Origin of the sequence: Microcoleus sp. M2_D5, from assembly GCF_036701935.1 — a bacterium.
Taxonomy (GTDB): domain Bacteria; phylum Cyanobacteriota; class Cyanobacteriia; order Cyanobacteriales; family Microcoleaceae; genus Microcoleus.
This window is the reverse complement of sequence record NZ_JAUBRP010000013.1, coordinates 41,408-64,920: the sequence shown is the minus strand read 5'-3', so window position 1 is coordinate 64,920 and position 23,513 is coordinate 41,408. Positions and strand designations below refer to the sequence as shown.

20 protein-coding genes and 2 pseudogenes are annotated in these 23,513 nt (G+C 46.6%); 7 read left to right on the top strand and 15 right to left on the bottom strand.

Annotated elements, in window-relative coordinates:
• Nucleotides 1-19: 19 nt before the first annotated feature.
• Nucleotides 20-603, top strand: a pseudogene (locus tag QUA50_RS08080) (IS1 family transposase); the annotation flags it as partial.
• A 25-nt stretch (nucleotides 604-628) separates the two neighbouring features.
• Here QUA50_RS08080 and QUA50_RS08075 read toward each other — a convergent pair.
• The 4 genes from QUA50_RS08075 to QUA50_RS08060 all read right to left on the bottom strand — a co-directional run bounded on the left by QUA50_RS08075 (nucleotide 629) and on the right by QUA50_RS08060 (nucleotide 5,874).
• On the bottom strand, nucleotides 629-772 hold the full coding sequence (locus QUA50_RS08075; protein WP_333298571.1) for a hypothetical protein: 144 nt from the start codon (nucleotides 770-772) through the stop codon (nucleotides 629-631).
• Nucleotides 773-1,296: 524 nt separating this feature from the next.
• Nucleotides 1,297-2,502: a 4-hydroxy-3-methylbut-2-enyl diphosphate reductase gene (locus QUA50_RS08070; RefSeq protein ID WP_333261203.1), complete on the bottom strand. Its 1,206-nt coding sequence runs from the start codon at nucleotides 2,500-2,502 to the stop codon at nucleotides 1,297-1,299.
• 238 nt (nucleotides 2,503-2,740) lie between these two features.
• Nucleotides 2,741-4,177, bottom strand: a complete 1,437-nt coding sequence (locus QUA50_RS08065; protein WP_333261206.1) for an ammonium transporter — start codon at nucleotides 4,175-4,177, stop codon at nucleotides 2,741-2,743.
• A gap of 779 nt (nucleotides 4,178-4,956) precedes the next feature.
• Nucleotides 4,957-5,874, bottom strand: a complete 918-nt coding sequence (locus QUA50_RS08060) for an SGNH/GDSL hydrolase family protein (RefSeq protein WP_333261209.1) — start codon at nucleotides 5,872-5,874, stop codon at nucleotides 4,957-4,959.
• 282 nt (nucleotides 5,875-6,156) lie between these two features.
• Here QUA50_RS08060 and QUA50_RS08055 point away from each other — a divergent pair, with 282 nt between their 5' ends.
• Nucleotides 6,157-6,759, top strand: a complete 603-nt coding sequence (locus QUA50_RS08055) for an IS607 family transposase (RefSeq protein ID WP_333261212.1) — start codon at nucleotides 6,157-6,159, stop codon at nucleotides 6,757-6,759.
• Nucleotides 6,760-7,176: 417 nt separating this feature from the next.
• Here the strand turns inward: QUA50_RS08055 and QUA50_RS08050 are convergent, their stop codons facing one another.
• Nucleotides 7,177-8,775: an ammonium transporter gene (locus QUA50_RS08050; RefSeq protein ID WP_333261215.1), complete on the bottom strand. Its 1,599-nt coding sequence runs from the start codon at nucleotides 8,773-8,775 to the stop codon at nucleotides 7,177-7,179.
• Between the two features lie 84 nt (nucleotides 8,776-8,859).
• Nucleotides 8,860-9,381 (bottom strand): 5-(carboxyamino)imidazole ribonucleotide mutase, encoded by a 522-nt coding sequence (gene purE / locus QUA50_RS08045; protein ID WP_333081709.1) that lies wholly within the window; start codon nucleotides 9,379-9,381, stop codon nucleotides 8,860-8,862.
• A 234-nt stretch (nucleotides 9,382-9,615) separates the two neighbouring features.
• Between purE and nagA the strand changes: the two genes are divergently transcribed.
• Together nagA and bchM are read left to right on the top strand one after the other, a co-directional pair.
• Complete coding sequence (nagA, locus tag QUA50_RS08040) at nucleotides 9,616-10,845, top strand: N-acetylglucosamine-6-phosphate deacetylase (RefSeq protein ID WP_333261217.1); 1,230 nt, start codon at nucleotides 9,616-9,618, stop codon at nucleotides 10,843-10,845.
• 329 nt (nucleotides 10,846-11,174) lie between these two features.
• Nucleotides 11,175-11,861, top strand: a complete 687-nt coding sequence (bchM, locus tag QUA50_RS08035) for a magnesium protoporphyrin IX methyltransferase (RefSeq protein ID WP_333261220.1) — start codon at nucleotides 11,175-11,177, stop codon at nucleotides 11,859-11,861.
• Between the two features lie 186 nt (nucleotides 11,862-12,047).
• Here bchM and QUA50_RS08030 read toward each other — a convergent pair whose 3' ends face one another.
• From QUA50_RS08030 to QUA50_RS08000, 7 genes and pseudogenes are all read right to left on the bottom strand, one after another.
• Nucleotides 12,048-12,434 carry a transposase gene (locus QUA50_RS08030; RefSeq protein WP_333261223.1) on the bottom strand — a complete coding sequence of 129 codons (387 nt, stop codon included), beginning with the start codon at nucleotides 12,432-12,434 and terminating at the stop codon, nucleotides 12,048-12,050.
• Nucleotides 12,435-12,480: 46 nt separating this feature from the next.
• A pseudogene (locus tag QUA50_RS08025) lies at nucleotides 12,481-12,807 on the bottom strand (IS110 family transposase); the annotation flags it as partial.
• 15 nt (nucleotides 12,808-12,822) lie between these two features.
• Nucleotides 12,823-13,017 (bottom strand): hypothetical protein, encoded by a 195-nt coding sequence (locus QUA50_RS08020; RefSeq protein ID WP_333261226.1) that lies wholly within the window; start codon nucleotides 13,015-13,017, stop codon nucleotides 12,823-12,825.
• Between the two features lie 279 nt (nucleotides 13,018-13,296).
• Complete coding sequence (locus tag QUA50_RS08015) at nucleotides 13,297-13,596, bottom strand: hypothetical protein (RefSeq protein ID WP_333261228.1); 300 nt, start codon at nucleotides 13,594-13,596, stop codon at nucleotides 13,297-13,299.
• A gap of 263 nt (nucleotides 13,597-13,859) precedes the next feature.
• Nucleotides 13,860-14,621, bottom strand: a complete 762-nt coding sequence (map, locus tag QUA50_RS08010) for a type I methionyl aminopeptidase (protein ID WP_333261231.1) — start codon at nucleotides 14,619-14,621, stop codon at nucleotides 13,860-13,862.
• A gap of 135 nt (nucleotides 14,622-14,756) precedes the next feature.
• Nucleotides 14,757-15,842, bottom strand: a complete 1,086-nt coding sequence (locus QUA50_RS08005; protein WP_333261233.1) for a glycosyltransferase family 4 protein — start codon at nucleotides 15,840-15,842, stop codon at nucleotides 14,757-14,759.
• Between the two features lie 256 nt (nucleotides 15,843-16,098).
• Complete coding sequence (locus tag QUA50_RS08000; protein WP_333261235.1) at nucleotides 16,099-17,286, bottom strand: HEAT repeat domain-containing protein; 1,188 nt, start codon at nucleotides 17,284-17,286, stop codon at nucleotides 16,099-16,101.
• A 248-nt stretch (nucleotides 17,287-17,534) separates the two neighbouring features.
• On the opposite strand from QUA50_RS08000, the gene QUA50_RS07995 reads away from it, so the two are divergent.
• Together QUA50_RS07995 and QUA50_RS07990 are read left to right on the top strand one after the other, a co-directional pair.
• Nucleotides 17,535-17,660 (top strand): hypothetical protein, encoded by a 126-nt coding sequence (locus tag QUA50_RS07995; RefSeq protein WP_333409688.1) that lies wholly within the window; start codon nucleotides 17,535-17,537, stop codon nucleotides 17,658-17,660.
• Between the two features lie 559 nt (nucleotides 17,661-18,219).
• Complete coding sequence (locus QUA50_RS07990) at nucleotides 18,220-19,962, top strand: CapA family protein (RefSeq protein ID WP_333261238.1); 1,743 nt, start codon at nucleotides 18,220-18,222, stop codon at nucleotides 19,960-19,962.
• A 326-nt stretch (nucleotides 19,963-20,288) separates the two neighbouring features.
• On the opposite strand, the gene QUA50_RS07985 is transcribed toward QUA50_RS07990, so the two are convergent.
• Both QUA50_RS07985 and QUA50_RS07980 read right to left on the bottom strand, forming a co-directional pair.
• Nucleotides 20,289-21,380, bottom strand: coding sequence for a PfkB family carbohydrate kinase (locus QUA50_RS07985; protein ID WP_333261240.1), 1,092 nt, complete (start codon nucleotides 21,378-21,380; stop codon nucleotides 20,289-20,291).
• Between the two features lie 286 nt (nucleotides 21,381-21,666).
• A complete protein-coding gene (locus QUA50_RS07980; RefSeq protein ID WP_333225019.1) occupies nucleotides 21,667-22,218 on the bottom strand; it encodes a response regulator in 552 nt (183 codons plus the stop codon).
• Nucleotides 22,219-22,416: 198 nt separating this feature from the next.
• On the opposite strand from QUA50_RS07980, the gene QUA50_RS07975 reads away from it, so the two are divergent.
• On the top strand, nucleotides 22,417-23,391 hold the full coding sequence (locus QUA50_RS07975; protein WP_333261243.1) for a lipoyl synthase: 975 nt from the start codon (nucleotides 22,417-22,419) through the stop codon (nucleotides 23,389-23,391).
• The last annotated feature ends 122 nt before the right edge of the window (nucleotides 23,392-23,513 follow it).

Here is a 23,513-nt window from a genome sequence, read left to right as displayed (position 1 = left end):
ATTCCACATTTTCATGGTAATTAGCTCAGCAACAAAACATTTAATCGATCGACTTCTTTTGGAGAAGATTTCTTTGGCTGGTATAGCTAGAAGCACGGGTGTTTCTCAAAAATGGTTACAGGATTACGTAAATAATAAATATGCCTCACTCGAACGCAGAGTAAAGGTTAAACCTAAAAAAAGTCAGATTGAATGTTGAATGTGATGAACTGTGGCCATTTGTAGATTGCCAAGAAAATAAGCAATGGGTGTGGCGCCGCAATGGATAGAGAGACCAGAGAAATTATTGGTGTTTATATTGGTGATCGTAGCGAAGAAGGATCCAAACAATTATGGAATTCTCTACCTTCTGTATATCGACAATGTGCTGTTTGCTATACAGATTTTTGGGCTGCATATGCTTGTATTTTTCCTTCGCTACGCCATCAGCCAGTTGGGAAAGACAGTGGAAAAACTAATCACATTGAAAGATTTAATACTACTTTGCGCCAACGTGTTTCTCGTCTAGTAAGAAAAACTCTTTCATTTTCTAAAAAGTTAGAAAACCATATTGGTGCTATTTGGTATTTTATCCATCATTACAACTATGTTTTGAGCCAATAAATATCTAATCACTACATATTTATTACTACCCCGCACCTAAACAGTTGCCATCAATGATTCTGATTTGATAAGGAGTTAGTAACTTTGGTGGACTATCTCCCAGAAATTGCATCACATCAGTCATAGAGGCAGCAGTTTCTCCTAAATACTGCAAGATGGGGTGAGCCAATAGCTTGTATGCTAGTCCTACAAGGTTTCAACCATTATACCGATACCCGCAAGTCGAAGAGAACAGCAACAGTCGCCGATCTAAGTTTATTCGTAAGGTTGCCAAGCTTGTCGCCAGCGACCGTTGCCGTTCAAGATTCACCAAGAATGCCTGAATCAAGAACACTTTGACAGGGCTACCCCGCTTTAGCCTATTGGTTGCCACCCGGTAAACTAGGGGATATGCTTTCACTGCTACACTTGGAGGGAAGGACTTACCGCATGGCGGTTCACCTTCAAATGTCACCAGTCTCATCAACTGCGCTAACCGTATCGCAAGCTTTTTAACTTACTTTAGGTTAAACGAATCGCACACTCCGATCCGTACCGGGTTGTTGACTGCTTAGTTGAGGCATGACCGGACTTCAATTGAAGTTTTTTACGTGGGAGTAGCGGGTGTGAATCCGCTAGGGAAGTGGGCTTCCCATACTAAACAACCTTATCAGGTCGCACTCGGCTAAACGAATCGCACCCGAAACAATATAATTACACAATCGCAGCCGCTTTCATCGCGAAAATGCGATCGATCGCATCTTCCACAACCCTATCAGGCGTAGAAGCACCCGAAGTCACGCCGACTACAATTTTACCATCCGGTAGCCAACCTTCAGTTACTACCAAATCTCCCCCCAAAGGCTTGTGTTCGATCCGATTTCCCGGTAAAATGCGCTCCGCACAATCAATGTGATAAGAAGGAACAGTTTTGTCGATCGCAATTTCCTGCAAATGCGTAGTATTAGAAGAATTAAAACCACCAATCACCAGCATCAAATCCAACTTTTCCTCAACCAAACTCAACATAGCATCTTGCCGTTCCTGAGTCGCATCGCAAATAGTATTAAAACTAAGAAAATGCTCGCTCAAATTCTCCGGCCCGAACTTCCGCATCATCGTTTTTTCAAACAACTTGCCAATATTCTCTGTCTCTGTTTTGAGCATAGTAGTTTGGTTAGCAATTCCCACCCTTTCTAAATCCAGATCCGGGTCAAAACCAGCAGAATAAGCCTTACTAAACTTAGCCAGAAACTCAGCGCGATCGCCCCCATGCAAGATATAATTGCTGACATATTCAGCTTCTTGCCAATTCAACACAATCAAATACTTATCAGCAAAAGAACTCGTAGCAACAGTTTCCTCATGCTTGTACTGACCGTGAATAATCGAAGTGTAATCCTTTTTTTTGTGCTTTTCAACAGTATTCCAAACCTTAGAAACCCAAGGACAAGTAGTATCAACAATCTTGCAGCCCTTATCATTAAGCAACTGCATTTCTTGGACGCTGGCCCCAAAAGCAGGTAAAATTACCACATCGCCGCTATCGACAACCGAAAAATCTTTCTGCCCCTTTTCCACAGCAATAAAACCAACTTCCATATCGCGCAAATGCTGATTGACAGACGGATTATGAATAATCTCATTAGTAATCCAAATCCGTTCGGTTGGGAAATGCTGGCGAGTCTCGTAAGCAATAGCTACAGCGCGTTCCACCCCCCAGCAAAAGCCAAAAGCCTCAGCTAGCCGGATCGTGACAGCCCCACGTTCCAGTCTGTAATTATTGTCGCGAATTTGCTGGATCAGACTGCTTTGATAAGCCGTCTGCATTACCCCAGCTACCTCAGCTTCGTGTCCGAAACCCTTGCGGTGGTAGTTTTCCGACTGTTGGAGCGATCGTTTAAAAGCTTTAGTATCCATGCGGTATCGAGTTGAAATCTAGGTTAATTACCTTTGATTTTAGAATGCCTGGGGTGCGATCGGACTTATTGGCTCAGTAGCAAACAGGGCATATGCTATTTATACGATCGACACATTGAATTGAGAGCCAAGAAAGAATGAACGCGCCTTCGCGGCTCGTTAAAAAAAACTTAAAAAAAAGCGTAGAGACCCAGATACCTGCATCTCTACACGATCGAACTTATTCAAATAATCAGCTTCAAATCTTCTTCGGCGCAAAAGGAGAACTCGATTCAAACGAACTGAAACCGCCGCCAAAATCCTCACCGTAAGCTTCTTCCCCGTGCAAGTCAATATCCAAACCTTTGTCTTCAGCAGATGACGGCACTCGCAGTTCCATAAACTGTTCCAAAATTTTCAGGATCGCAAAAGTGCCGACACCCGCAAACACGTAAGTAGCTAGAACGCCTATCAACTGGGTGCCGATTTGCCCCGGATTCCCGGCAAACAGCCCGTCCTTTCCGGCAGCGTTAACCGCTTTAGTGGCAAACACGCCCGTCAGAATCGCGCCCACAGTTCCGCCGACGCCGTGAAGCGGGAAGGTATCCAAAGAGTCGTCAAATCCAAGCTTAGCGCGCCAGCTAATGGCAAAGAAGCAACAAACCGAAGCGATCGATCCGATCAAAAGCGCTCCCACTGGCAGCACGAATCCAGCGGCAGGTGTGATGCCCACCAATCCCGCGAGGAAACCGCTAGCAATTCCCACTGCTGTCGGTTTGCCTCTGAGCACCCATTCGACAATTGTCCAAGTTAAACCGCCGACTGCTGCTGAAATCATCGTGGTGACAAAAGCCACTGTTGCTAAAGAACCAGCTCCCAAAGCGCTACCGCCGTTGAAGCCAAACCAGCCAAACCACAGCATCCCAATTCCCAACAAGACGTAGGGTACGTTGTGGGGGGTGTGGGGTTTCTTCAAGTGGTCTTTGCGGGGCCCGATTACCCAAGCTGCGACAACTGCTGAAACACCGCAACTGATGTGCACGACTGTGCCGCCGGCAAAGTCTAAAACTCCGATCGCCTCCAGCCAGCCTCTACCCCAAACCCAGTGAGCTAAAGGAGAGTAGATAAAGGTAGACCACAGCAGCACGAACCAGAAATAGGTTTTAAATGTTACCCGTTCGACGATCGCCCCGGAAATCAAGGCTGGAGTGATGATGGCGAACATCATCTGGTAAACCATGAAGACTTGGTGGGGTATTGTCGGTGCGTAGCCGCTCGGATCTGGTGTGTCCGCCGTGACGTTGTTCAAGAACATCCAGTCGAAGCCGCCGATGAAGCTTTCGATCCCTTGCCCAAACCCTTTAGCATCGAGGTTGCTGGCGGTGACATCAAAGGCCAAACTGTAGCCCCACAGCGTCCATGTGACGCCGATCAGTCCCATCATGATTAAGCTCATCATCATGGTGTTGAGGACGTTGCGCGATCGCACCAGTCCCCCGTAGAAAAACGCCAGCCCCGGTGTCATCAGCAATACCAGTGCTGAGGAAACCAACATCCAGGCCGTATCGCCGGTGTCGATCGGATTTGGCACCACCGCAGCAGTACCAGCAGCATCTTGAGCTAAGGCATTGTCCGTTAGCGGTACGCTTAACAGCCACAGCGCGATGATGCCGATCGTTAAACTTTTTTTGATCACGTTAGTTGTACCTTCTCATACTCAGCAATTTTCCGGGAAGACCCAGCCGATTTTAGATGTGAGGATTTTAGATGGAATAGTTATTTGGTTTTAATTCCCTGTTTTAGCGGAACAAATCTTCAATAGATACAGCCTCTTCCGTAGTTCATGAAGTACACTATAAAGCTATATTGTGTGGTGTTAATCTGTAGGGTGCGTCGCGGCGAAATATTGGTCGATAAAACTTACAGATTGACTGGTGGCGACGCACCCTACAGCAGGCGATCGCTCTTCTTGTGTGTACCACATCTACATCGAATATGCTGTAATTCCCCAATCCTCAACCTCCCGACGTAGTATAGCCGGACTCATCTAAATTCGTCAAATATCAATCCAATGGTCTGTGCCTTTTGGATTCCACCATTTGTACAAACAGTTATTCTGTATCACCCTATACTAAATAGCTAACTATCATATTTCTTAATGTATCAGTCCCTACTTGACATAGCCAGTGACAACACAGTAATCGGAGAGGGGGAGAGTTGGGGAGAATATGACTTCATCCTTTATTTTTCTAACTAAGGACTAAGGACTAATGACTAATGACTAAGCTGTTCTGCATCTAAATCGTATTTTTGTGCGGGCTATAAGCCCAACCCCTACTCCCCACAAGAACTTTATCAAATTTTAGTTCACAGTTTAAATGTGCAACAGCTTAAGGACTAAGGACTAATGACTAAGGACTAATAACTTATGACTAAGGACTAATGACTAAGGACTAATGACTAAGGACTAATAACTTATGACTCATTTTTCAACTGCATTTGATCGAACATTTGCAGGGCCGATCGCCAAACCAGATAGCCTCGATCGTTAAGGTGCAAGCCGTCCGTGCTGAGTTCGGTTAACAAATTGCCGTCAGCATCCGCAAACAGCGGGTGCAAATCCAGATACAAAACATTTTCGGAACTAGCAATTTCTTTCAGCCGTCGATTTATTGCCCGAATCCGACTGTTAGGAATCGCCAACAGCCGATCGCGATTTTCCCAAGTAGCTTGTTCCCCGCTGTGTGGCAAAATCGACTGCACCACCACTTGCGCTTTAGGGTGAGCCCACCGCAAATCGCGAATAATTTGTCGCTGGGTGTCCAAAATCCCTTCGTCGCTTGCCCCCCGCAACAAATCGTTAATCCCGATCATCACAAACACTGTATCCGGCGCAGTTCTATCGAACAACTGCAACCGCTTCAGCAAACCCAGGGAAGTCTCCCCCGAAATCCCTTGATTCAGCCAAATTCGATCGACTGGTAACAGCTTGGTCGGAAACCACATACTGAGAGAATCTCCCGCCAAAACACTCAATCTTGAGGGTCGATTTGCCGCCACCGCCTCAGCTTCGCGACCCAACTGCGTCACCCACTGCTGGTAAGTCCACTTATGTCGCGGCCCCGGAACTGGCACGTCTAGCACTGCCTTTGTAGAGATCGCCGGTTGACCAATTTGTTCCTGGGCCGCTTCTGCCGTCACCGCATCATTCGCCTGGAAACTTTCTGTCAAGTTATTTCCCCGCAGCAGTAGTTGAGCGACTGTAAGTATCAGTACCCCGTTCGTCACCAAAGATAGCAAAGCCCAAACCGGAACAGTTTTCGATCGGCTAACTTCCATCCCTAAGAGGGATTTATGAGTTCTACTTCTGCTACCTCCTCCGAACTTCTCCATAAACTCAAGCTATTTGCAGGCCTCACACCGAATAATTTGCACTGATTGCTGCATCAAATTTTACCGCTCAATTAAAGCCTCAATTCTTGTAATAATCAAGCACTGTGCTGTATTGGGCAAGGGCGGCGATGCAGAACTTTGCTTTTTCGCACTACTTTACCATAAAAAATCTGCCTACCAAACTTTCTGGCACCGCAATCGGATTTGTCCAACCAGCAGACCCCGACAAAAATATATCTAAAACTTACCGAAATTACCCATTTCTGATGCTAAAATCCAAAAATGAAAAAATTAACTATAACTGAAGCAGCCAAACTTAAAGGTGTGAGCGCTTCCACCTTGCGAAGATGGGAAGCCGAAGGCAAGCTAATACCAGAACGCACCGCTAACGGTCACAGACGCTATGACCTAGCTCATCTTCTCGGCTTAAAACCCAACGGCGCTTTAACCATTGCTTACGCTCGGGTTAGCAGTCACAACCAAAAAGATGATTTAGACAGACAAAAACAAGTTTTGGAATTGTTTTGTGCATCTCAGGGGTGGCAATTCCAAATCATTGATGATGTAGGTTCGGGGGTTAATTGCAGTAAGCGGGGTTTACAACATCTAATTCGGGCGATCGCAGATAATCAAGTAGAAAGGTTGGTATTAACTCACAAAGACAGACTGCTGAGATTTGGTTCTGAACTAATTTTTAATTTGTGCGAACACTTTGGGACAGAGGTAGTGATTATAAATCAAACCGAAAATACGAGCTGTGATGAGGATTTAGCTAAAGATATACTAGAAATAATCACTGTTGTCTCCGCCCGCCTTGATGGCAGCAGAAATCCCAAGAACAAGCGCGTCGTTGAAGAACTTAAAGCAATTGCCGGTAAACTCTAATCAATACACCCGTTTGCAAAGTTCGTTAGTTACAGATTCTCAATTCCCAATTACCAATTAGCGGCGCACATCTCATGCAATCGCAAACTACTATATGTAAGGTGTTGCATAATAGCGGGATGATTTTGATTTTTTTGTCGGATGGACTCTCGTAGCTCGAAGGCGTGTATTTTCACAACAGGCGGGACACCCCACAATAATCATCCTCAAATTGTGCAACGCCATATGTCAGCCCTTAAAGGTCAACTAAAAATAAAAATATGCCCGCGTTCGTATCGAAGATTGAAACGCGAGCACAACGATAGACAGCCATAAGTTGGCGGGTATTTCAGATTCGGGTTTTTCTGAATAAAGAGGTGGATTAGCTGATAAATAGCTAATCTACGACACGAAAGCTGAATCGATCGATCGCACGATCTACAGTTTGTTAGTCTTCCCCCCAGAACCCCCACCATAACCGCCGTAGCTGGTCTCACTTCTGTTATCCAAGCTCGTTTCCTTCACAAACCCAGTGTAAGCTTCCATCCCGTGTTCGCCGATATCCAAACCTTCAGCCTCCTCTAAAGCAGAAACGCGGATACCCAGCAAAGCTTTGAGTGCCAGCCAAAAAATCGTACTCAGCAGCACGGTCATCCCCCCTACAGAGATAATGCCGACCAACTGCGCCCAGAGTTGACCGAAACCTCCGCCCACAAGCAATCCGGCTGCGGGGCCTGCGGTATAAAGTCCAGTTGTAGGCCCGTCAGCAAACAGCCCAACTGCCAGAGTTCCCCAGATTCCACAGACTAAGTGAACTGAAGTTGCGCCTACAGGGTCGTCAATTTTCAAGTTGTCGAAGAAAGTTACTGCGAAAACTACCAGGATGCCGGCGATCGTGCCGATTATGGCAGAGTTGGGCACGTTGATCCAAGCGCAGCTAGCTGTTACGCCGACTAAGCCGGCGAGGATGCCGTTGATAATCATCGAAAGGTCGGGTTTGCCGAGGTACAGCCAAGCTGTAATGGTTGCAGCAACTCCCCCGAAGGCACCGGCGGTGTTGGTGGTGATCGCAATATGGGCGATCGCATTTGGATCGACTGCCATTGTCGAACCGGGATTAAACCCGAACCAACCCAACCACAAAATCAAACAGCCCAGGGTGGCAATGCTCATATTGTGTCCCGGCATCGCCACAGTATCGCCGTCGCGGTACTTGCCGAGCCGCGGCCCCAAAAATGCCGCTCCCATCAAAGCAGCCCAACCGCCTACGGAGTGAACCACTGTCGAACCGGCAAAATCCCAGAAGCCTGCGTCTGCCAGCCAGCCACCGCCCCAAATCCAGTGTCCGGTAATTGGGTAAGCAATTCCTACTAGCAGCAAGCTGAAAATTAAGAATTCAAGGAATTTAATTCGCTCTGCAACTGCTCCAGAAACGATCGTGGCAGCAGTTCCAGCAAAAACTAATTGGAAAAAGAATTTAGCGTTGAGGGGGACTCCCGTCCAGTTAAGCGACTCGAAAATGCCTTGATAAGCGTCTCCTGTGGCGGGGCTGTTGTCGGCTACGTTCCACAGAAAAAATCCGCTGCTGCCGATAAAATTGTTGCCGTTGCTGAACATTAAGCCAAAGCCGATCGCCCAAAATGCGATCGTAGAAAGCGCAAAAACAATCAAGTTTTTGGACAGCACGTTAACCGCATTTTTCTGACGGCAAAAACCGGTTTCCAACATACCGAAACCGGCGTTCATAAAGAACACTAGCATCCCCGCAACCATGACCCACATCGTATCCAGCCCCACCTTAAGGCTCGCTAATTGTTCCTCGGTGGTTGGCGTGGCAGGGGTTTGGGCTACCGCCGCATATCCCCACACCAAGAAGATGATTGCAGCTATTGGTATGCAGGCTTGCCAACTTGGAGTGAGGCGGGCGATCGCCCGTGGTAACTTCTTCAACCTGTTGACTTTCGTAAAAAATTTAGCTGCTGGCAAATTTAAACCATCCCGCCTGACTTGTTTCGACTTTTTCTTTCCGACAGTCATTTTAATCACTTTTACCCTCTTTACGGCTACTAAGCTCAGCAATATTCGGAAAACTTTCCAATCTTACTACAAAAGTTTATTGGATTATTTGTTGAGATTGAGATAGTTATGATAGCCTAGCTCTTCTAGTTGATTTTGTTTTTTCAGTACAGATTCGGACAAAGTTTTGCGGTAATGCAAAACTCGCTCTAGCAATTCTGGCTGATGAGCTGCCAGTATCTGAACTGCCAGCAAGCCAGCATTCTTAGCGTTGCCGATCCCCACTGTTGCTACGGGTATCCCGGCTGGCATTTGCACGATCGAGTACAGCGAATCTACCCCTTGCAGGTGGCGGCTCGGTACGGGCACGCCAATCACTGGCAAGGGGGTTAAAGATGCTACCATACCTGGGAGGTGCGCCGCTCCCCCGGCACCTGCGATAATGACTTTCAAGCCTCGTTGGTGCGCGGTTTGGGCGTATTCTACCATGCGCTCAGGGGTGCGGTGCGCCGAGACGATCGCCACGGAGCAAGCAACACTGAATTCTTCGCAAACTGCGATCGCATCTTTCATGGTTGGCAAATCCGAATCGCTACCCATAATAATTCCAACTGTCGCTTGATTCATGCAATTTTCAGATTTCAGATTTCAGATAAATGCTAATTTTAAATGATTGCGTTAACTCAAATTTAGATATTTTGTACCAAAACTGACCCTTAAAAGCAATTTTGCCACCAGCCCCCGTCTGAGCAGCCCTGGAGCCAGCAAAAAGCAAAAAGCTCCCCCTCCTCATCGCCAGCCACCGGATTTATCCGTAGCGATTATTAAATCTAAAATCTAAAATCCAAAATCTAAAATCGGATGACTGAAGCCACAACCCCAACTGCCGCCCGCACAGATATTCTCAATGCTCGCCTCCCCGGCTGCAAGGATTTGCAGATGCTTGCTGTTGACGAAACGGGAATCATTCAAGAAGTTTTGCCGATGGACGCCGTATTTAAACGGATTTGTCCTCCCCATTTGGAAGTGGTTGATGTAGCAGGCGATTGGCTTTCTCTAGGCGGTGTAGACTTGCAGATTAACGGGGCGCTCGGTTTTGCTTTTCCCGATTTAGAAAACGAGCATATTGAAATTTTGCCGAAAATTTGTCAATTTTTGTGGAATCAGGGAGTCGATGCTTTTTTGCCGACTTTGGTGACAACTTCGGTGGATAAGTTTAGGCGATCGCTCTCGACTATAGCTGATTATATCCGCACTGTACAAACTACTGTTGCCACAACCAATAAAGCCAAAACAGCGGAAATTATCGGCGTTCACCTCGAAGGCCCTTTTCTCAACCCCCAGAAGCGAGGCGCTCACCCAGTTGAGTTTTTGTTACCGCTAACTATAGAAAATGTCAAGCAAGTTTTAGGAGATTGTGCCGACATTGTCAAAATAATTACTTTAGCACCGGAGTTAGACAGCACTGGCGAAGTCATTTCCTATTTGCAAAGTTTGGGAATTTCCGTCAGTCTCGGACACTCTCAAGCGACGGCAGAGCAAGCCCAACAAGCATTTGATCGGGGAGCTTCAATGGTAACTCACGCTTTTAATGCGATGCCGAGTTTGCACCACCGAGAACCGGGTTTGTTGGGAGCGGCGATTGTTTATCCGGGGGTAAAATGCGGTTTAATTGCTGATGGGAAGCACGTTTCTCCGATAATGATTGATTTTTTGCTGCGCGCTGGTAGGTATGAAAAAGGCGTTTTTTTGGTGAGCGATGCTTTAGCTCCTTTGGGTTTGCCTGACGGTGTTTATCCTTGGGATTCCCGACAAATTGAAGTCAGAAAAGGTACGGCTTGGGTAAGATTAGATTACCACTCAGTGCTTGAATCTGCTACTTTGGCGGGTACAACTCTGCCGCTGTTGGCGGGAGTGCAGAACTTGGTGGAGTGGGGAATTTGCGATGCCGAAAGTGCGATTGCCCTGGCAACTGAATCTCCGAGAAGGGCGATCGGAATTTCGGGAATTATTGGCAAATCTGCAACTCAATTACTCCGCTGGAATTTAAATGCTGCGACAAAGCAATTGACTTGGCATCGGTTATTTTAAAGTCATTAGTCATTAGTCATTAGTCATTAGTTATTAGTTACAGCACTTTCCAGGTAAGTGAAGTACAGAGAAACCGGGTTTCTTGAATAAAACTGGTTTCTGGCGATAAATCCAGAAGAAACCCGGTTTCTGGGGTGTACTTTATAAACCTGGAATCCGCTGTATTAGTCATCAGTCATCAGTCATCAGTCATCAGTAATTTGTTAGTTGCCATGCCCTATGCCCTATGCCAAATTCCAAATTCCAAATTCCAAATTCCAAATTCCAAATTACGACCCTAGGCTATATAATATTTAACCGTTGGCAATAACTCAGCAGCAGGCAGATCGATGAATTTGGTAGATGACAAGACTATAGTTAGACAGTATTTTAACTCGACGGGATTCGATCGCTGGCAGCGAATTTACGGCGAGGGCAAAGTCAACAAAGTTCAGCTAGACATCCGCACCGGGCATCAGCAAACGGTGGATACAGTCATCGAATGGCTGCAAGCTGACGGCAATTTGCCCGGGCTTTGTGTCTGCGATGCCGGCTGCGGTGTAGGCTCTCTGAGCATTCCCCTGGCTGAGGCTGGGGCGATTGTTTGCGCTAGCGATATCTCTGAAAAGATGGTAGCAGAAGCTTACGATCGATCGACAGCAGTTCCCGGCAAGCTCTACAACATCTCCTTCGCGGCCCAAGATTTGGAAGCCTTAACGGGCAAATTTCACACGGTTATTTGCTTGGACGTGCTAATCCACTATCCCCAAAGTAAGGCTGCAGAAATGATCGCTCACCTAAGTTCGATCGCCGAATCGCGACTAATTCTCAGTTTTGCCCCCAAAACTTTAGCATTAACCGCCCTCAAAAAAATTGGCGAACTTTTCCCCGGCCCCAGCAAAACTACCCGCGCTTACCAGCACCGCGAAGCTGATATTATCAAAATCCTAGAAAACAACGGTTTTGCGATTAACAGAACAGCGATGACTAGCACTAGCTTTTACTATTCTCGCTTGCTGGAAGCTGTGCGGAAATAGGTTAAAAATCTCGGCCAATTCTGAGGTCAGTTTACATCATTTACTGGCGTAGTGGGGCAGGTTTATACAATTTCTTGGTGGGGTGGGGCGGGTTTATATAATTTGTCGATCGCTCTCAAAAATTTTGGATAACCTGCCCGTACATGGTAAAATTACGGACAAATTTGTAGATACTGTCTTGACCTGTCAAGGGGTAGCGATCGCATAATTGGGGTCGAAAGGCTTTTGGGATTTTAAAATCCCAAAAGCCAAATGCACCAATTTCCTCATCAGTTCACCAATCACCTGCATTTTGACCTTGCCCCAGCTCAATAATCGCTCACTCATGGCTTTCAGCAAAGGGTTGCGGGGCATCGCCACTACCGCAGGCATATACAATGCTTTTCGCAGTCGGACGTTTCCGGTACAAGACAAACGAGTTTTGCCTTTAACTGAAGTCCCAGAAGTGCGTTCGCTGGGAGTTAAACCCGCATAGGCTGCTAATTGACGGGCCTTGTTGTAATCAGAAACCTCACCAATTTCAGCTAATAATACAGAAGCTGTTAAATCGCCAATGCCAGGAATTGAGGTCAACAGCTCGCGCTGTTGTTTTAAGTGTGGGTGTTGGTCAAAATGGTCACTAATCAGTTTTTTGATTAGTTGTTGTTGCTGTTTTAGATACTCCAAATGTTCCAGGGTAAGTGCTGCAACAGTTGGCGTAGCTGTTTCCAAACTTTTGTTCGCAAGTCATCATTTCTGTGACTGATTCGAGTCGCCGTAACAAGGCTTGTAATTCCTTGACTTCGGGTGCAGTAGGTGTCCATAATGATGGTTTCATTGCCGCACAATAACGGGCAATTAATGCGGAATCTACGGAGTCTGTTTTAGTTCTCAGAAGTTCGCTTTTGGCAAACCCTTTAATCCGCGCTGGATTGACGATGCTCACCTGAAAGCCTTCTCCATAAAGAAATTCGGCTAAGGCTTAGCCATAAATGCTAGTAGCTTCCATACAAGCATGGAGTTCGACTACACTTTGTTGTTTGAGCCAGTTATGTAAACTCTCAAACCCTTGAGTATTATTCGTAAACTTTTTGGGTTTAGTTGCACGAATTTCGGTCAGTAATGAGACATAAAAGTCTTTTTTACTGATGTCTATGCCGTATACTGTTGGTGCCATTATTTGCTCGCGATCTACTCCGATTTATGAAAGAACGTGACAGGCAATAATTAACTAACCTTGTGAATGCAGGCTTTCAAGGGCGATGCCGAGAGCCTAAGATACCGCCTGTGCTTGGTGCGCCTGTCATCAGTAATGTCCGCTTATCTACACAACAGACTTGCGAAAGTCTAAGGGGCGGGCCAACTTCACCGATTGCTGATGTCCTATAGCTAGCACTTTCGCCTGTTACAGAACCATTTGCACGAAACTTTCCTTGTTTCTTTAGATTCACTTTGCTTATCGGTACGATCGCCCACTTATCGGTACGATCGACTGATTATCGGCTCGATCGCCTGTTTGACAGCTCGATCGACTGATTATCGGCTCGATCGCCTGTTTGACAGCTCGATCGACTGACGTAGCGAGCGCCTGATTGACGGCTCGATCGACTGACTGACCTCGCGATCTATCGCCTGACTCTTTTAAGATACAAGGGGCGGGTTTTACTGACAATATATAACTGAAACAGACCATCTCTAAAACCAGCCCCCACCCACCCATAAATACAAACCTACCTTTTCGGATTCGGTGAATCATCGTAATTCCGTAGGGGCTGGTTTTACAGACAATTTCTAACTGAAACAGACAATCCCGCAAACCCGCCCTCACCCAACCATAAATACCAACCTACATTTTCGGATTCGGTGCAAATTTCAGGTTGATGTGGGTTATCGGTTGTGGCGGGGCGGGTTTATCTAGATTGTTGATAATCGTTAGATATTTTCTGTGAACCCGCCCCTACGGGATATGGTTAATTATTGATTTAGGAGTGAGTTTTTCAGATTTTTTGTGAATGATTGCTAAGGTAAAGTTAGAATTTCCACCCCAGATTCAGTCACAGCCAGAGTGTGTTCAAATTGAGCTGAAAGCTTTCCATCCTTGGTGATAGATGTCCAACCATCGGCGAGAATTTCCACTTCCCAAGTACCCTCATTAATCATCGGCTCGATCGTAAAAACCATGCCTTGTCTGAGCTTTTTTCCCGTGCCCCGCTTGCCGTAGTGCAAAATTTCCGGTTCCGTGTGAAAGACTCGGTGAACTCCGTGTCCCGCAAAATTTCGCACTACCGAAAAACCCTGTGCTTCAGCATATTCTTGAATCGCTGCACCGATGTCGCCGGTACGAGCACCCGGTTTGACTTCCGCAATTCCTCTTCTTAAACATTCCTCGGTTACTTCAACTAATTTTTTCGCTAGCGGTGAAGGCTTGCCCACAAAAAAAGTTTTGGAAGTATCGCCGTGATAACCATCTACTAAAGGCGTTACATCAATATTAATAATGTCACCTTCTTTAAGAATTTGTTTCGCATTGGGGATGCCGTGACAGACTACTTCATTGACGCTTGCACACAGAGATTTGGGAAATCCTTTATAGCCTAGGGGAGCGCTTTTTGCTCCGCGTGCCAAAGTCCAGCGTTCGGCTTCGTCGTTAATTTCTAAAGTGCTGACACCCGGTTTTACCATCGGTTCGAGATGTATAAGAAGTTCGGCTGCTAAACGGCCTGCTTGGCGCATTTTTTCGATTTCTCTACTGGATAAAAGCACTAAACGTTCGGTTGCCATAGTTGTTTCAGTTTTCTTTTTTTGTGGTCGCTTAAGAGTTTATTTAACTCAATTTGAGAATAGATTTGAATTGCTGTTCCATAAACTTGTAAGGTGCATCAGTCAGCGAATCTTTCTACAAATTGGCCAGTATTATTACTGACGCACCCTACTAGCAGCGATCGATTTGAACCAGTGCTCACAACGATCGCCCAAAGCTGCTAAAGAATATTCTACCTCTGCTTGTCGCCGGCAAGCGCTGCGGTCAATTTTGTCTAAGCGGGCGATCGCACCTACCAAGCCATTTACACTATCAGGCTCCACTAAAAAGCCCGTCAGTCCGTCTCGAACAATTTCGGCCGGCCCCCCGCGCTCGTAAGCAATCACGGGTACACCGCACGCTAAAGCCTCGATCGCGACATTTCCGAAAGCTTCCACCCAACGCGGCGTCATCAACAATGCTCGGCACTGACGGACTTGCTCTTGCATTTGGGTTGTTGTCAAAAACCCTAAATATTCTACCGGAGCATCCGGGTAATCTGCACAAATTTTTTGCCAATAATCCTCATCTTGCATTTTGCCCATAATTTTCAGGGGAATGCCTGTAATTTTCGCTGCTGCCACTGCATCTTCTAAGCCTTTTTCTGGGGCGATGCGGCCTAGCCAAGCTAATTTAGACTGCGGTTGGTTGCAAAATTCGTACAGGGATAAATCTATGCCATTTCCCAACAACTGACATTCACCGGCAAAGGCGAATGTTTTGGCTTGAGAAGCGGTGTGAACTCCGATCGTACCAGGAAACTGAACGGCGGTTTGTCCGGCAATGCGATCGAGGGCGGCGGAAAGGGAACCCATGCTGATCAAATGTGCGATCGGAGTCCTAAAAAAAGGTGTCAAATAAAATGGCAGCCAATCGTAGGCAAAATTAACAATGACATCCCATTCATCCTGAACTTGGCGAGCATATTCCCACATATTCGCCAGCACCGAGTCGGCGGGCATCACAATAGGATCGTAGTAATCTTGTGTTTGGGCGGTTACTTGCAACTCACCCGTTATTTCGATTACATAAATTGATTCTAATACTGAACCTATCGGCGCTACAACTGCTATTTTATGACCGCGACTCTGCAATTCTTTAGCTATGTTAAGGACTGTAAGTTCTACACCGCCCCCCAACCCCGAACCGAGTTGACCGACAGAAGTTGACAGAAACAATAGTTTTAAAGTCTTATTAGTCATTAGTTATTAGTCATTAGTTATTAGTCATATCATGTCCGGTCGATTACCCTGATTCCTTGCAGGTTGGGTTCACCAATAATATTTGCCAAAAACGGACAATCTCACAAACGGGCCCCCACCTATGTATTGTGGGCGATCGATCGGACATGATATCAGTAGTCATTAGTCAGCCGTCACTAATTCTAACATAATCTAAATTATAATTTTTCTCGTCTCACCTCTAAATTTTCAAATAATTTTAAAATTGCTGCATTTATTAATCTATCCCCGAACGCGGACGGAGGCGGTTTAACTGATTGATTGCCCAGCGAGCAGTTTCCTGAACTTCTGGATCTGGATCGTCCGTCGCACGCTGCAACAAGTAACTGATTTGATTCACCAATTCGTAAATCCGCGTCAAGTCGCGAATTGCATTTTTACGCACTTCAGGATTTTCATTTTGCAGCGAAATTGACCACGCATTATTCATTGGTTTGAGCGTGCGAATGCCAATTTCCGAGAGACTTGCCAAAATTAAACTGTACTGCTTGGAGTCGGAATTTGGTAGCAAATCGAGCAACGGCTCAACTGCTCTGGAATCTCCCCGCTGACCTAGTTCCCAAATTGCTTTGCCTCTCTTTGCGGGATTTAGCTGCTGCAAATCTTCAATCAGTGCTTCAATAATATCAACTTGAGGTATGCGATCCGTTTCGGGAAGGGCAATACCTTTATTCTTCGCTAGGGAATCGGTTTGATTAGTTGTTTCGGGAATGTTGAAACCTGTGTTGCTGTATCCGTTGCTGTGAGTTTCCAAGGGCGAGGTGTCGGAATTAATTCGATCGCCCTCGACGGCTGCACCATCGGCTTCTGGTTGCCCGGATTCCTTGATAAAAGGTCGATCGCTGCTCTCAATACTGCGGCCTTTTGGCAAATCAAAAGGGTAGGGCAAGGCTGACAGCGATTGTCCCCCAGAAGAAGTCTCTTGCGGCCTGCTTTGGTGCGAATTTGTAGGAGAATCTGGATTAGTAAATTGAGAGTTTTTAGGGTTTTGGCGCTCAAATCTTCCCCGTCTTCGCTTAGGATAATTTGACTCGTCACTGCTAACTAATTTGAGCATGATAAATACTGCCGCTGCCGTGACGACAACTGCTGCCAAACCCAACATTAAGAACCCCCGCTGACGAGACAAAGTGACGATCGAATTGGATACCGATTTCGGGATCTTAGAATTAGATTTGGACGTTTTGGACGGCTGAGATTTGTTTTTATCGGGCGCTGGAGACGGTTTTGGAGGCTTGGAATCCTGGCGGTCGTCCGGGGGAGAGTTCGCCTGAGCAATTTCTTGGGAAACAGCACGCGCAGAGGCATTGAGTACCTGTTGCCCTCCGTCGGCACTTGGACTGAACGCAACGCCCAGACAGGCAATGCAGGTGAACAAACATACAGAGGAGCGGTAATGCGCCATAAGACTCAATCCGGGTTTTGAGAGGCAACGCCGCATGACGAGCTTTAGTTTAACCTTGAGTTAGCTCGATCCTAGCTGCTATGGGCTTAACTAACTCACAAATAGCACCAGACTAGCGAAAAACCCTGGTTTGAGAGGGCACGGAGCCAGATATTTCTTAGCCAGATATTTCTTATAAGCACAATTGTGTCATTGACGTGCAACTCCTTTAAATAATTAGTTTAATTAGTTTAAAACGAACAACTACATTGGCGGCCGCGACTTTAGCAGCGGCATCCCGAAAGTTGATTGCAGCTAATCTCACCTACGTGCAGTGTGCAGTGCAGGCCCTGCAGCCCAGCACTGCGGGGGCGTTAGCAGACGATTGTGGCTAGCCGTCGATTTCTCACCAATAGCGTGGCATGACCAAAAGTTTAACAAGCTTCCGAGCCTGCAGGTCGATGTTTTTGTGTGAATTTGGGCGAAAGTGGGACAGGGGCATTGGCACTGCCAACGTGAAACCGGGTTTTTTCGTTAATTATTCGCTGCTAAACCGCATATTTTCCGTACATTCCAGGATGCACTCTCGACGCTCGCAAACCAGTTTTATTTACCAAAAATGCTGTAACAAAAAGAGCGCTGATTTGACCGATGTTAATTTGAAGGGGGCAATTATGCCGGATAGAAGTGTTTGGGCGATCGACTAAGATAACCGTTAGGAAATATTGCATTCAGCTAGCAAGCGCCAAAAATCATACTATCTTGTAAAAGTAGGGTCGGATTTAGTTAGGATTTATAGTGAGAGCAAGTAGAGCCTTTCACCCAGGCGCCCTCTGCGAACGTTCTGTTTATTTGTACCCACTTACTTAAGTTAAATCAATCGGTATTTAATGCTGTGCAGCCAAATTTGATATAAGATCGAGCTAAATTTCTAGTGTGAGAGTAGAGGCGTTTGTGAGCCAACAAGATATTTTAAATTTAGCAAAAGAAGGCGATGCCAGGGCGATCGCATTTCTGATCGGCCAAGCACTCCAAAGCTTCGGCGTCACGGCTAAAGCCAGCCGGGAAAACGACACCCTGCACCTGCTGCTGGAAGCAGAACATTTACCCGCAGAAGAAGCCTGTCTCCGAGTCGCAGTCAAAGGGTTGCAGCGGCTGCAACCAAATAACCTTTACTCCGTGACAGTTTACGGGCGGCGCAGCGGCGAGCAATTGCCCGCTTGGACTCAGACTGTAGAATTAAAAAAACGCTTGACTTCCGCACCCGTGAGTCCGTTAGTTGCCGTGAATGCAGCAGTAGCTGCGAGTAAAGCAGCCGCCGCTAGTTTACCCGCTTCTGGCATTCCTGTGACTTTGCCCGAGCTAGAAAAAACTCAAAATGTCACAAGTGCGCCCACTCAAACACCAGAAAAATCTCCGCCCCAACCCCCTAAAACCCCAACTCCAAAACCCCCAAACCAAAGGCAGCAAAAGCCATCACCGCAGCCAGAATTAGCCCGCACTAAAACTAAAAAATCTGGGCTGTCAGTCGGTGCTCTGAGTCTAATTCTGGTACCGATATCCGGCTTTGTTCTAGCTTCTCAACTTTACAAATCCTCACCCACCGCTACTAATAACCCTCCAACATCAAAGCCTGCGGTACAAGAAGCGATCTCGACACCCGCAGCCAAACCCCTTCCAGCTCCAAAACCGCCCTCCCCTGCCGCCACAAAACCTGCCATTGTGCCCGCAACAGTCAGCATCAAAGCAGTTGGCGACATGATCCCCGGCACAAATTATCCCTACAACAAACTGCCGGCAAAAAAAGAGATGTTATTAGAGTCGGTAAAACCGTATCTCAAAGGAGCTGATATTCTGTTTGGCAATTTTGAAAGCACGATGACCGATCATCCTTACAGTTCCAAAGCCGGCGGCGGACGAATGCTGTTTGCCTTTCGGACGCCTCCGAGTTATGCCAAAATTTTCAAAGATGTTGGTTTTGATATTTTGAATATTGCCAACAATCACTCTTACGACTTTAACGAGCAAGGATTTAAGGACACGATTAAAAACATTGACAGCAACGGCATGAAGGCTGTTGGCAAAAGAGATCAAATTGTTTATCAAAATGTCAAGGGCGTGAATTTTGCCTTTATCGGTTTCAGCAACTACGGCGACGTTCACAATTCCTTGCTGGAACTGAAAGCGGGAGCCGAAGTTGTCAAAAAAGCCAAGCAAAACGCTGATATTGTAGTGATATCAGTTCATGCTGGAGCTGAAGGAACGGGAGCTCTGAATGTAAGAAATAAAACTGAGTTCTTTTACGGAGAAAACCGGGGAAATATGGTTTTGTTTTCGCGGACGATGATTGATGCGGGAGCAGATTTGATTTTGGGACACGGCCCGCACGTCCCGCGAGCGATGGAACTTTATAAAGGGAAATTGATTGCTTATTCCCTGGGCAATTTTTTGGGTTATCGCACTTTGTCCACAGCCGGAGCACTCGGTCAATCTCTAATTTTGGATGTGAAAATGACTCCGAAAGGGGATTTTGTTTCTGGTAAGATTATCCCCGTGCAACTTGACGGGCGAGGTGTTCCGGCTGTTGATAACAAATTTAGGACTGTGGGGTTGATTGACCGTTTGACAAAGAGCGATTTTCCCAATAGCGGTTTGATAATTGATGAGAAGGGGCAAATTTTGAAAAAGAGTAAGTGAGTAGGGTGCGTCGCCATCAAAAATCTCCAAAGAAGATCGTATATCTCAGAGCGACGCACCACACAATAGACTTATTGCATAAATTTTTAATTGATAGGGAAAGCGCAGAGGCATTTCAAGATAGGAGAACGAAGGCATCCCATTCAAGTCTAATGTAGGGTGCGTCGCCATTAAAAATCCCCCATTTTCTATCAAAAATCTGACAGCGACGCACCTTACAAAATGCTATAGTGCAATCCTAAATCATTTGTGAATTTCTTACTCCCTCCCCGCGGCTTCGGGAAGGGTTGGGGTGGGGTAAAAAATTTACGACTTATTGAGGATTGCTATAGTGCAATCATCGTTTTCAAAGCTTCTTTCATTTCGTCTGCAGTCGTCGTTGCCGTACCGAATTGACGCACGACAATACTAGCGGCCAAATTGCCCAAAACTGCCGCTTCCCAACCGGATGCACCGACGCACAAAGCTAAAGTCATTGCTGCTACAACTGTATCTCCAGCACCGGTTACGTCAAATACATCAGTCTTGTTAAAAGGGGGAATGTCCCAACTTTGAATGGCAAATTCCCCCTTTTCACAAATGGATGTTGGAGGGGGTGAATTTTTGATTTCTTCGCCGTTCGCCCTTTCAAACAAAGTCATCCCTTCTTCGCCGCGAGTTATCAGGATTTTTTGAGCTTGAGTTAAGTTCAACAAATCGCGTCCTGCTTGCATTAAAGTTTGAGGGTTTTTGATAGCATATCCTACTGCTTGCTCGGCTTCGGGCAAGTTCGGAGTAAACAGCATTGCTCCAGAATATCGCTGCAAATTTGTTTGACAGTCTACAATTGTTTTGCCGGGAACTACTGCAGATTCGATCGCCAAATTCGTCCAAACTCCGTCGCCGTAGTCGGAACAAACCACTGCATCTACTGTCGGTATTTGCTGCCGGATGTAGTCTGCCAATTGCAACTGCAAATCTAAATCCGGCAACTCGTCCGATTTGCGATCGACTCGAACAATTTGCTGAGTCACCGACTGTCGCGCGTGCCCGGAGATTCGAGTTTTGGTGACAGTTGGACGCTGCGAATCGATTAAAATCCCACCCGTGTCAATTCCCGCCGCCTCAAAAATACCGCACAAAGCCTTTCCCTGGTCGTCTTTTCCCACCAAACCAGCAACTTTTACTTTGCCTCCCAGTTTGGCTAAATTATAGACAGCATTTGCGCCACCCCCGGGTACTTGCTGAGTATTTTCGTAGCGCAAAATCAACACAGGTGCTTCGCGGGAAATTCGCTCTACTTGTCCGGTAAGAAACTCGTCCAAGGTCAAATCTCCGATCGCTAATACCTGCGCTCGATCGAAGCAGTCTAATCTTTTCAATAATTGCTCTGTTGAGGCACGCAGTTGAGGCAAAAAATCGGAATAGTCGTTAGTCATTAACCAAAAAAATGAGACTGAGGAGTTGATAATTGAGTGTGGAACGAGCGGGAATTAAAAATCCTAATATAATTTAATAATTAATTTCCTCCCTTGTTTTATTTTTAACTTTTAATTGATTTTCTCACTGGGCTTTTGAGAAATTAGTTGCAGGCTGTTGGCGATCTCACTATCTCAAAAAAAATGGCAAAAAAATGCAGGTAAAATCGCAGCCTTTGAGACTCAACTGAAAGTTTCACGCTGTGGAATTTTCCTTCTACATAAATGCCTTCAAAAAACAGCAGAATTATTTCAATTTCTGCTTGATGATCGTAATCACCTGAGTCATTTGTTTTTTGAGTGCATCAATTTCCGCTTGCATTTTCGCCATTTTCACAGTCATCGCCTGAATTTCGGCGGCGCCCGCTCCAGAAGTGGGTGCAGCGGCGGCGGCTGGGGCTTCCGGCACTGGTTTCTTTTTGGCCAGTACCATCGCCGATTTGATGGCCTCGGTTAGCTGCTTCTTCTCAAAGGGTTTGGCGATGAATGCAAAAAAATGCTTCTCAAAGGGTTTCGGAATTTTTTCCATCACCTCTTCTTCGCGGCCCGACATGATCACCAAAGGTATCTTAGAAAGCTCAGGATGGGCTTGCACTTTTTGATACACTTCCCAACCGCTGACTTTGGGCAGTAGGAAATCTAACATAATTAGATTTGGCCGGGCTTGACGGATCAGTTTGAGTCCCTCTTCGCCGTCTTTTGCTTCTAGAACTTCAAAGTTACCCTGCGGCAACATCTCTCGGACTCGGACGCGGATGACTTTACTGTCATCGATTACCAAGATTTTTTGACCAGCCACGACTGACTCCTTCAGTAATGAATGAGTGATGATTTGCAACCTTCAGTATATCCCTAACAGAATTCTACCCATAATTATGGGCGAGTTTAGTTTTGTTGCACGTTGGCGCGATTCTGATTTGGGGCGATACTCCTACAAGTTCAGGGGCTTTGATTTCGGATACGATCGAAGGAATTAACTCAATCACCACTTAATTTTATGTCGCCCCAAACTCCTAAAACTCCTACTGTCAAAGCAGTTGCCGCTCAAATGCGGGGTGAAATCGAGGCGATGCCGGAGTGGTTGCGTAGGTCCGTTGGCAAAGCTAGCGAACTTTCCCAAGTGCAAAAAATTATCAAACAGCGGCAAATTCACACGATTTGCGAGGAGGGGAGATGCCCCAACCGGGGCGAGTGCTACGCCCAAAAAACGGCGACTTTTTTGTTGATGGGGCCGACTTGCACCCGCGCTTGTGCTTTTTGTCAAGTAGATAAAGGTCATTCTCCGATGCCGCTAGACCCGGAGGAACCGCAAAAGGTTGCCGAGGCTGTGCAGTTGTTGGGTTTGCGCTATGCGGTGCTGACTTCGGTGGCGAGGGATGATTTGCCGGATGGGGGTGCGGGTTGGTTTGCCAGGACGATCGCCCAAATCCGACTTCTTAACCCGCATACTGAAGTTGAGGTACTGACGCCGGATTTTTGGGGGGGAACAGGTAGGGGCGGTGCCCCCGTGCCCGCCCCCGACGGGGAGAATTCCGGCCTTGATGAGTTGCAGCGACAGCGGATTCGCACGGTGGTGGAGGCTAAACCGGCTTGTTACAACCACAATATTGAGACGGTGCGGCGGTTGCAAGGGCCGGTGCGGAGGGGGGCGAAGTACGATCGCTCGATCGGCGTTTTGCGTATTGTCAAGCAATATGACCCAACTATTCCCACCAAATCCGGTTTGATGTTGGGACACGGGGAAACCGAAGCCGAGATAGTCGAAGCGATGGCCGATTTGCGGGATGCCAAGTGCGATCGGCTCACCCTCGGTCAATACATGAGACCATCTCTAGAACACCTCCCAGTGCGTAAATACTGGACGCCTGCCGAATTTGACCGTTTTGGGTCGATCGCGCGGGAGATGGGGTTTGAGCGCGTGCGATCGGGGCCTCTCGTCCGCAGTTCATACCACGCCGGAGAGAGCGATTGAAACTAATTTGAATTCAACTCGGTATAAACTCGTTGTTACAAAAAATAACTCTAGAGGATTGTGCATAAGTGCGACGCTCTCTGCTATTTGTAAATAGAGTGACATTATGAATTAGGAGCTTT

Coding starts and splice junctions, on each gene's coding strand:
- QUA50_RS07985 (WP_333261240.1), bottom strand. CDS start 21,380: ATGACTAACGACTATTCCGATTTTTTGCCTCAACTGCGTGCCTCAACA.
- QUA50_RS08020 (WP_333261226.1), bottom strand. CDS start 13,017: ATGGCACCAACAGTATACGGCATAGACATCAGTAAAAAAGACTTTTAT.
- QUA50_RS08005 (WP_333261233.1), bottom strand. CDS start 15,842: ATGACTAATAAGACTTTAAAACTATTGTTTCTGTCAACTTCTGTCGGT.
- purE (WP_333081709.1), bottom strand. CDS start 9,381: ATGAATCAAGCGACAGTTGGAATTATTATGGGTAGCGATTCGGATTTG.
- QUA50_RS08055 (WP_333261212.1), top strand. CDS start 6,157: ATGAAAAAATTAACTATAACTGAAGCAGCCAAACTTAAAGGTGTGAGC.
- bchM (WP_333261220.1), top strand. CDS start 11,175: ATGAATTTGGTAGATGACAAGACTATAGTTAGACAGTATTTTAACTCG.
- QUA50_RS08000 (WP_333261235.1), bottom strand. CDS start 17,286: ATGGCGCATTACCGCTCCTCTGTATGTTTGTTCACCTGCATTGCCTGT.
- QUA50_RS08060 (WP_333261209.1), bottom strand. CDS start 5,874: ATGGAGAAGTTCGGAGGAGGTAGCAGAAGTAGAACTCATAAATCCCTC.
- QUA50_RS08015 (WP_333261228.1), bottom strand. CDS start 13,596: ATGATTCACCGAATCCGAAAAGGTAGGTTTGTATTTATGGGTGGGTGG.
- QUA50_RS08050 (WP_333261215.1), bottom strand. CDS start 8,775: ATGACTGTCGGAAAGAAAAAGTCGAAACAAGTCAGGCGGGATGGTTTA.
- QUA50_RS08070 (WP_333261203.1), bottom strand. CDS start 2,502: ATGGATACTAAAGCTTTTAAACGATCGCTCCAACAGTCGGAAAACTAC.
- nagA (WP_333261217.1), top strand. CDS start 9,616: ATGACTGAAGCCACAACCCCAACTGCCGCCCGCACAGATATTCTCAAT.
- QUA50_RS07975 (WP_333261243.1), top strand. CDS start 22,417: ATGTCGCCCCAAACTCCTAAAACTCCTACTGTCAAAGCAGTTGCCGCT.
- map (WP_333261231.1), bottom strand. CDS start 14,621: ATGGCAACCGAACGTTTAGTGCTTTTATCCAGTAGAGAAATCGAAAAA.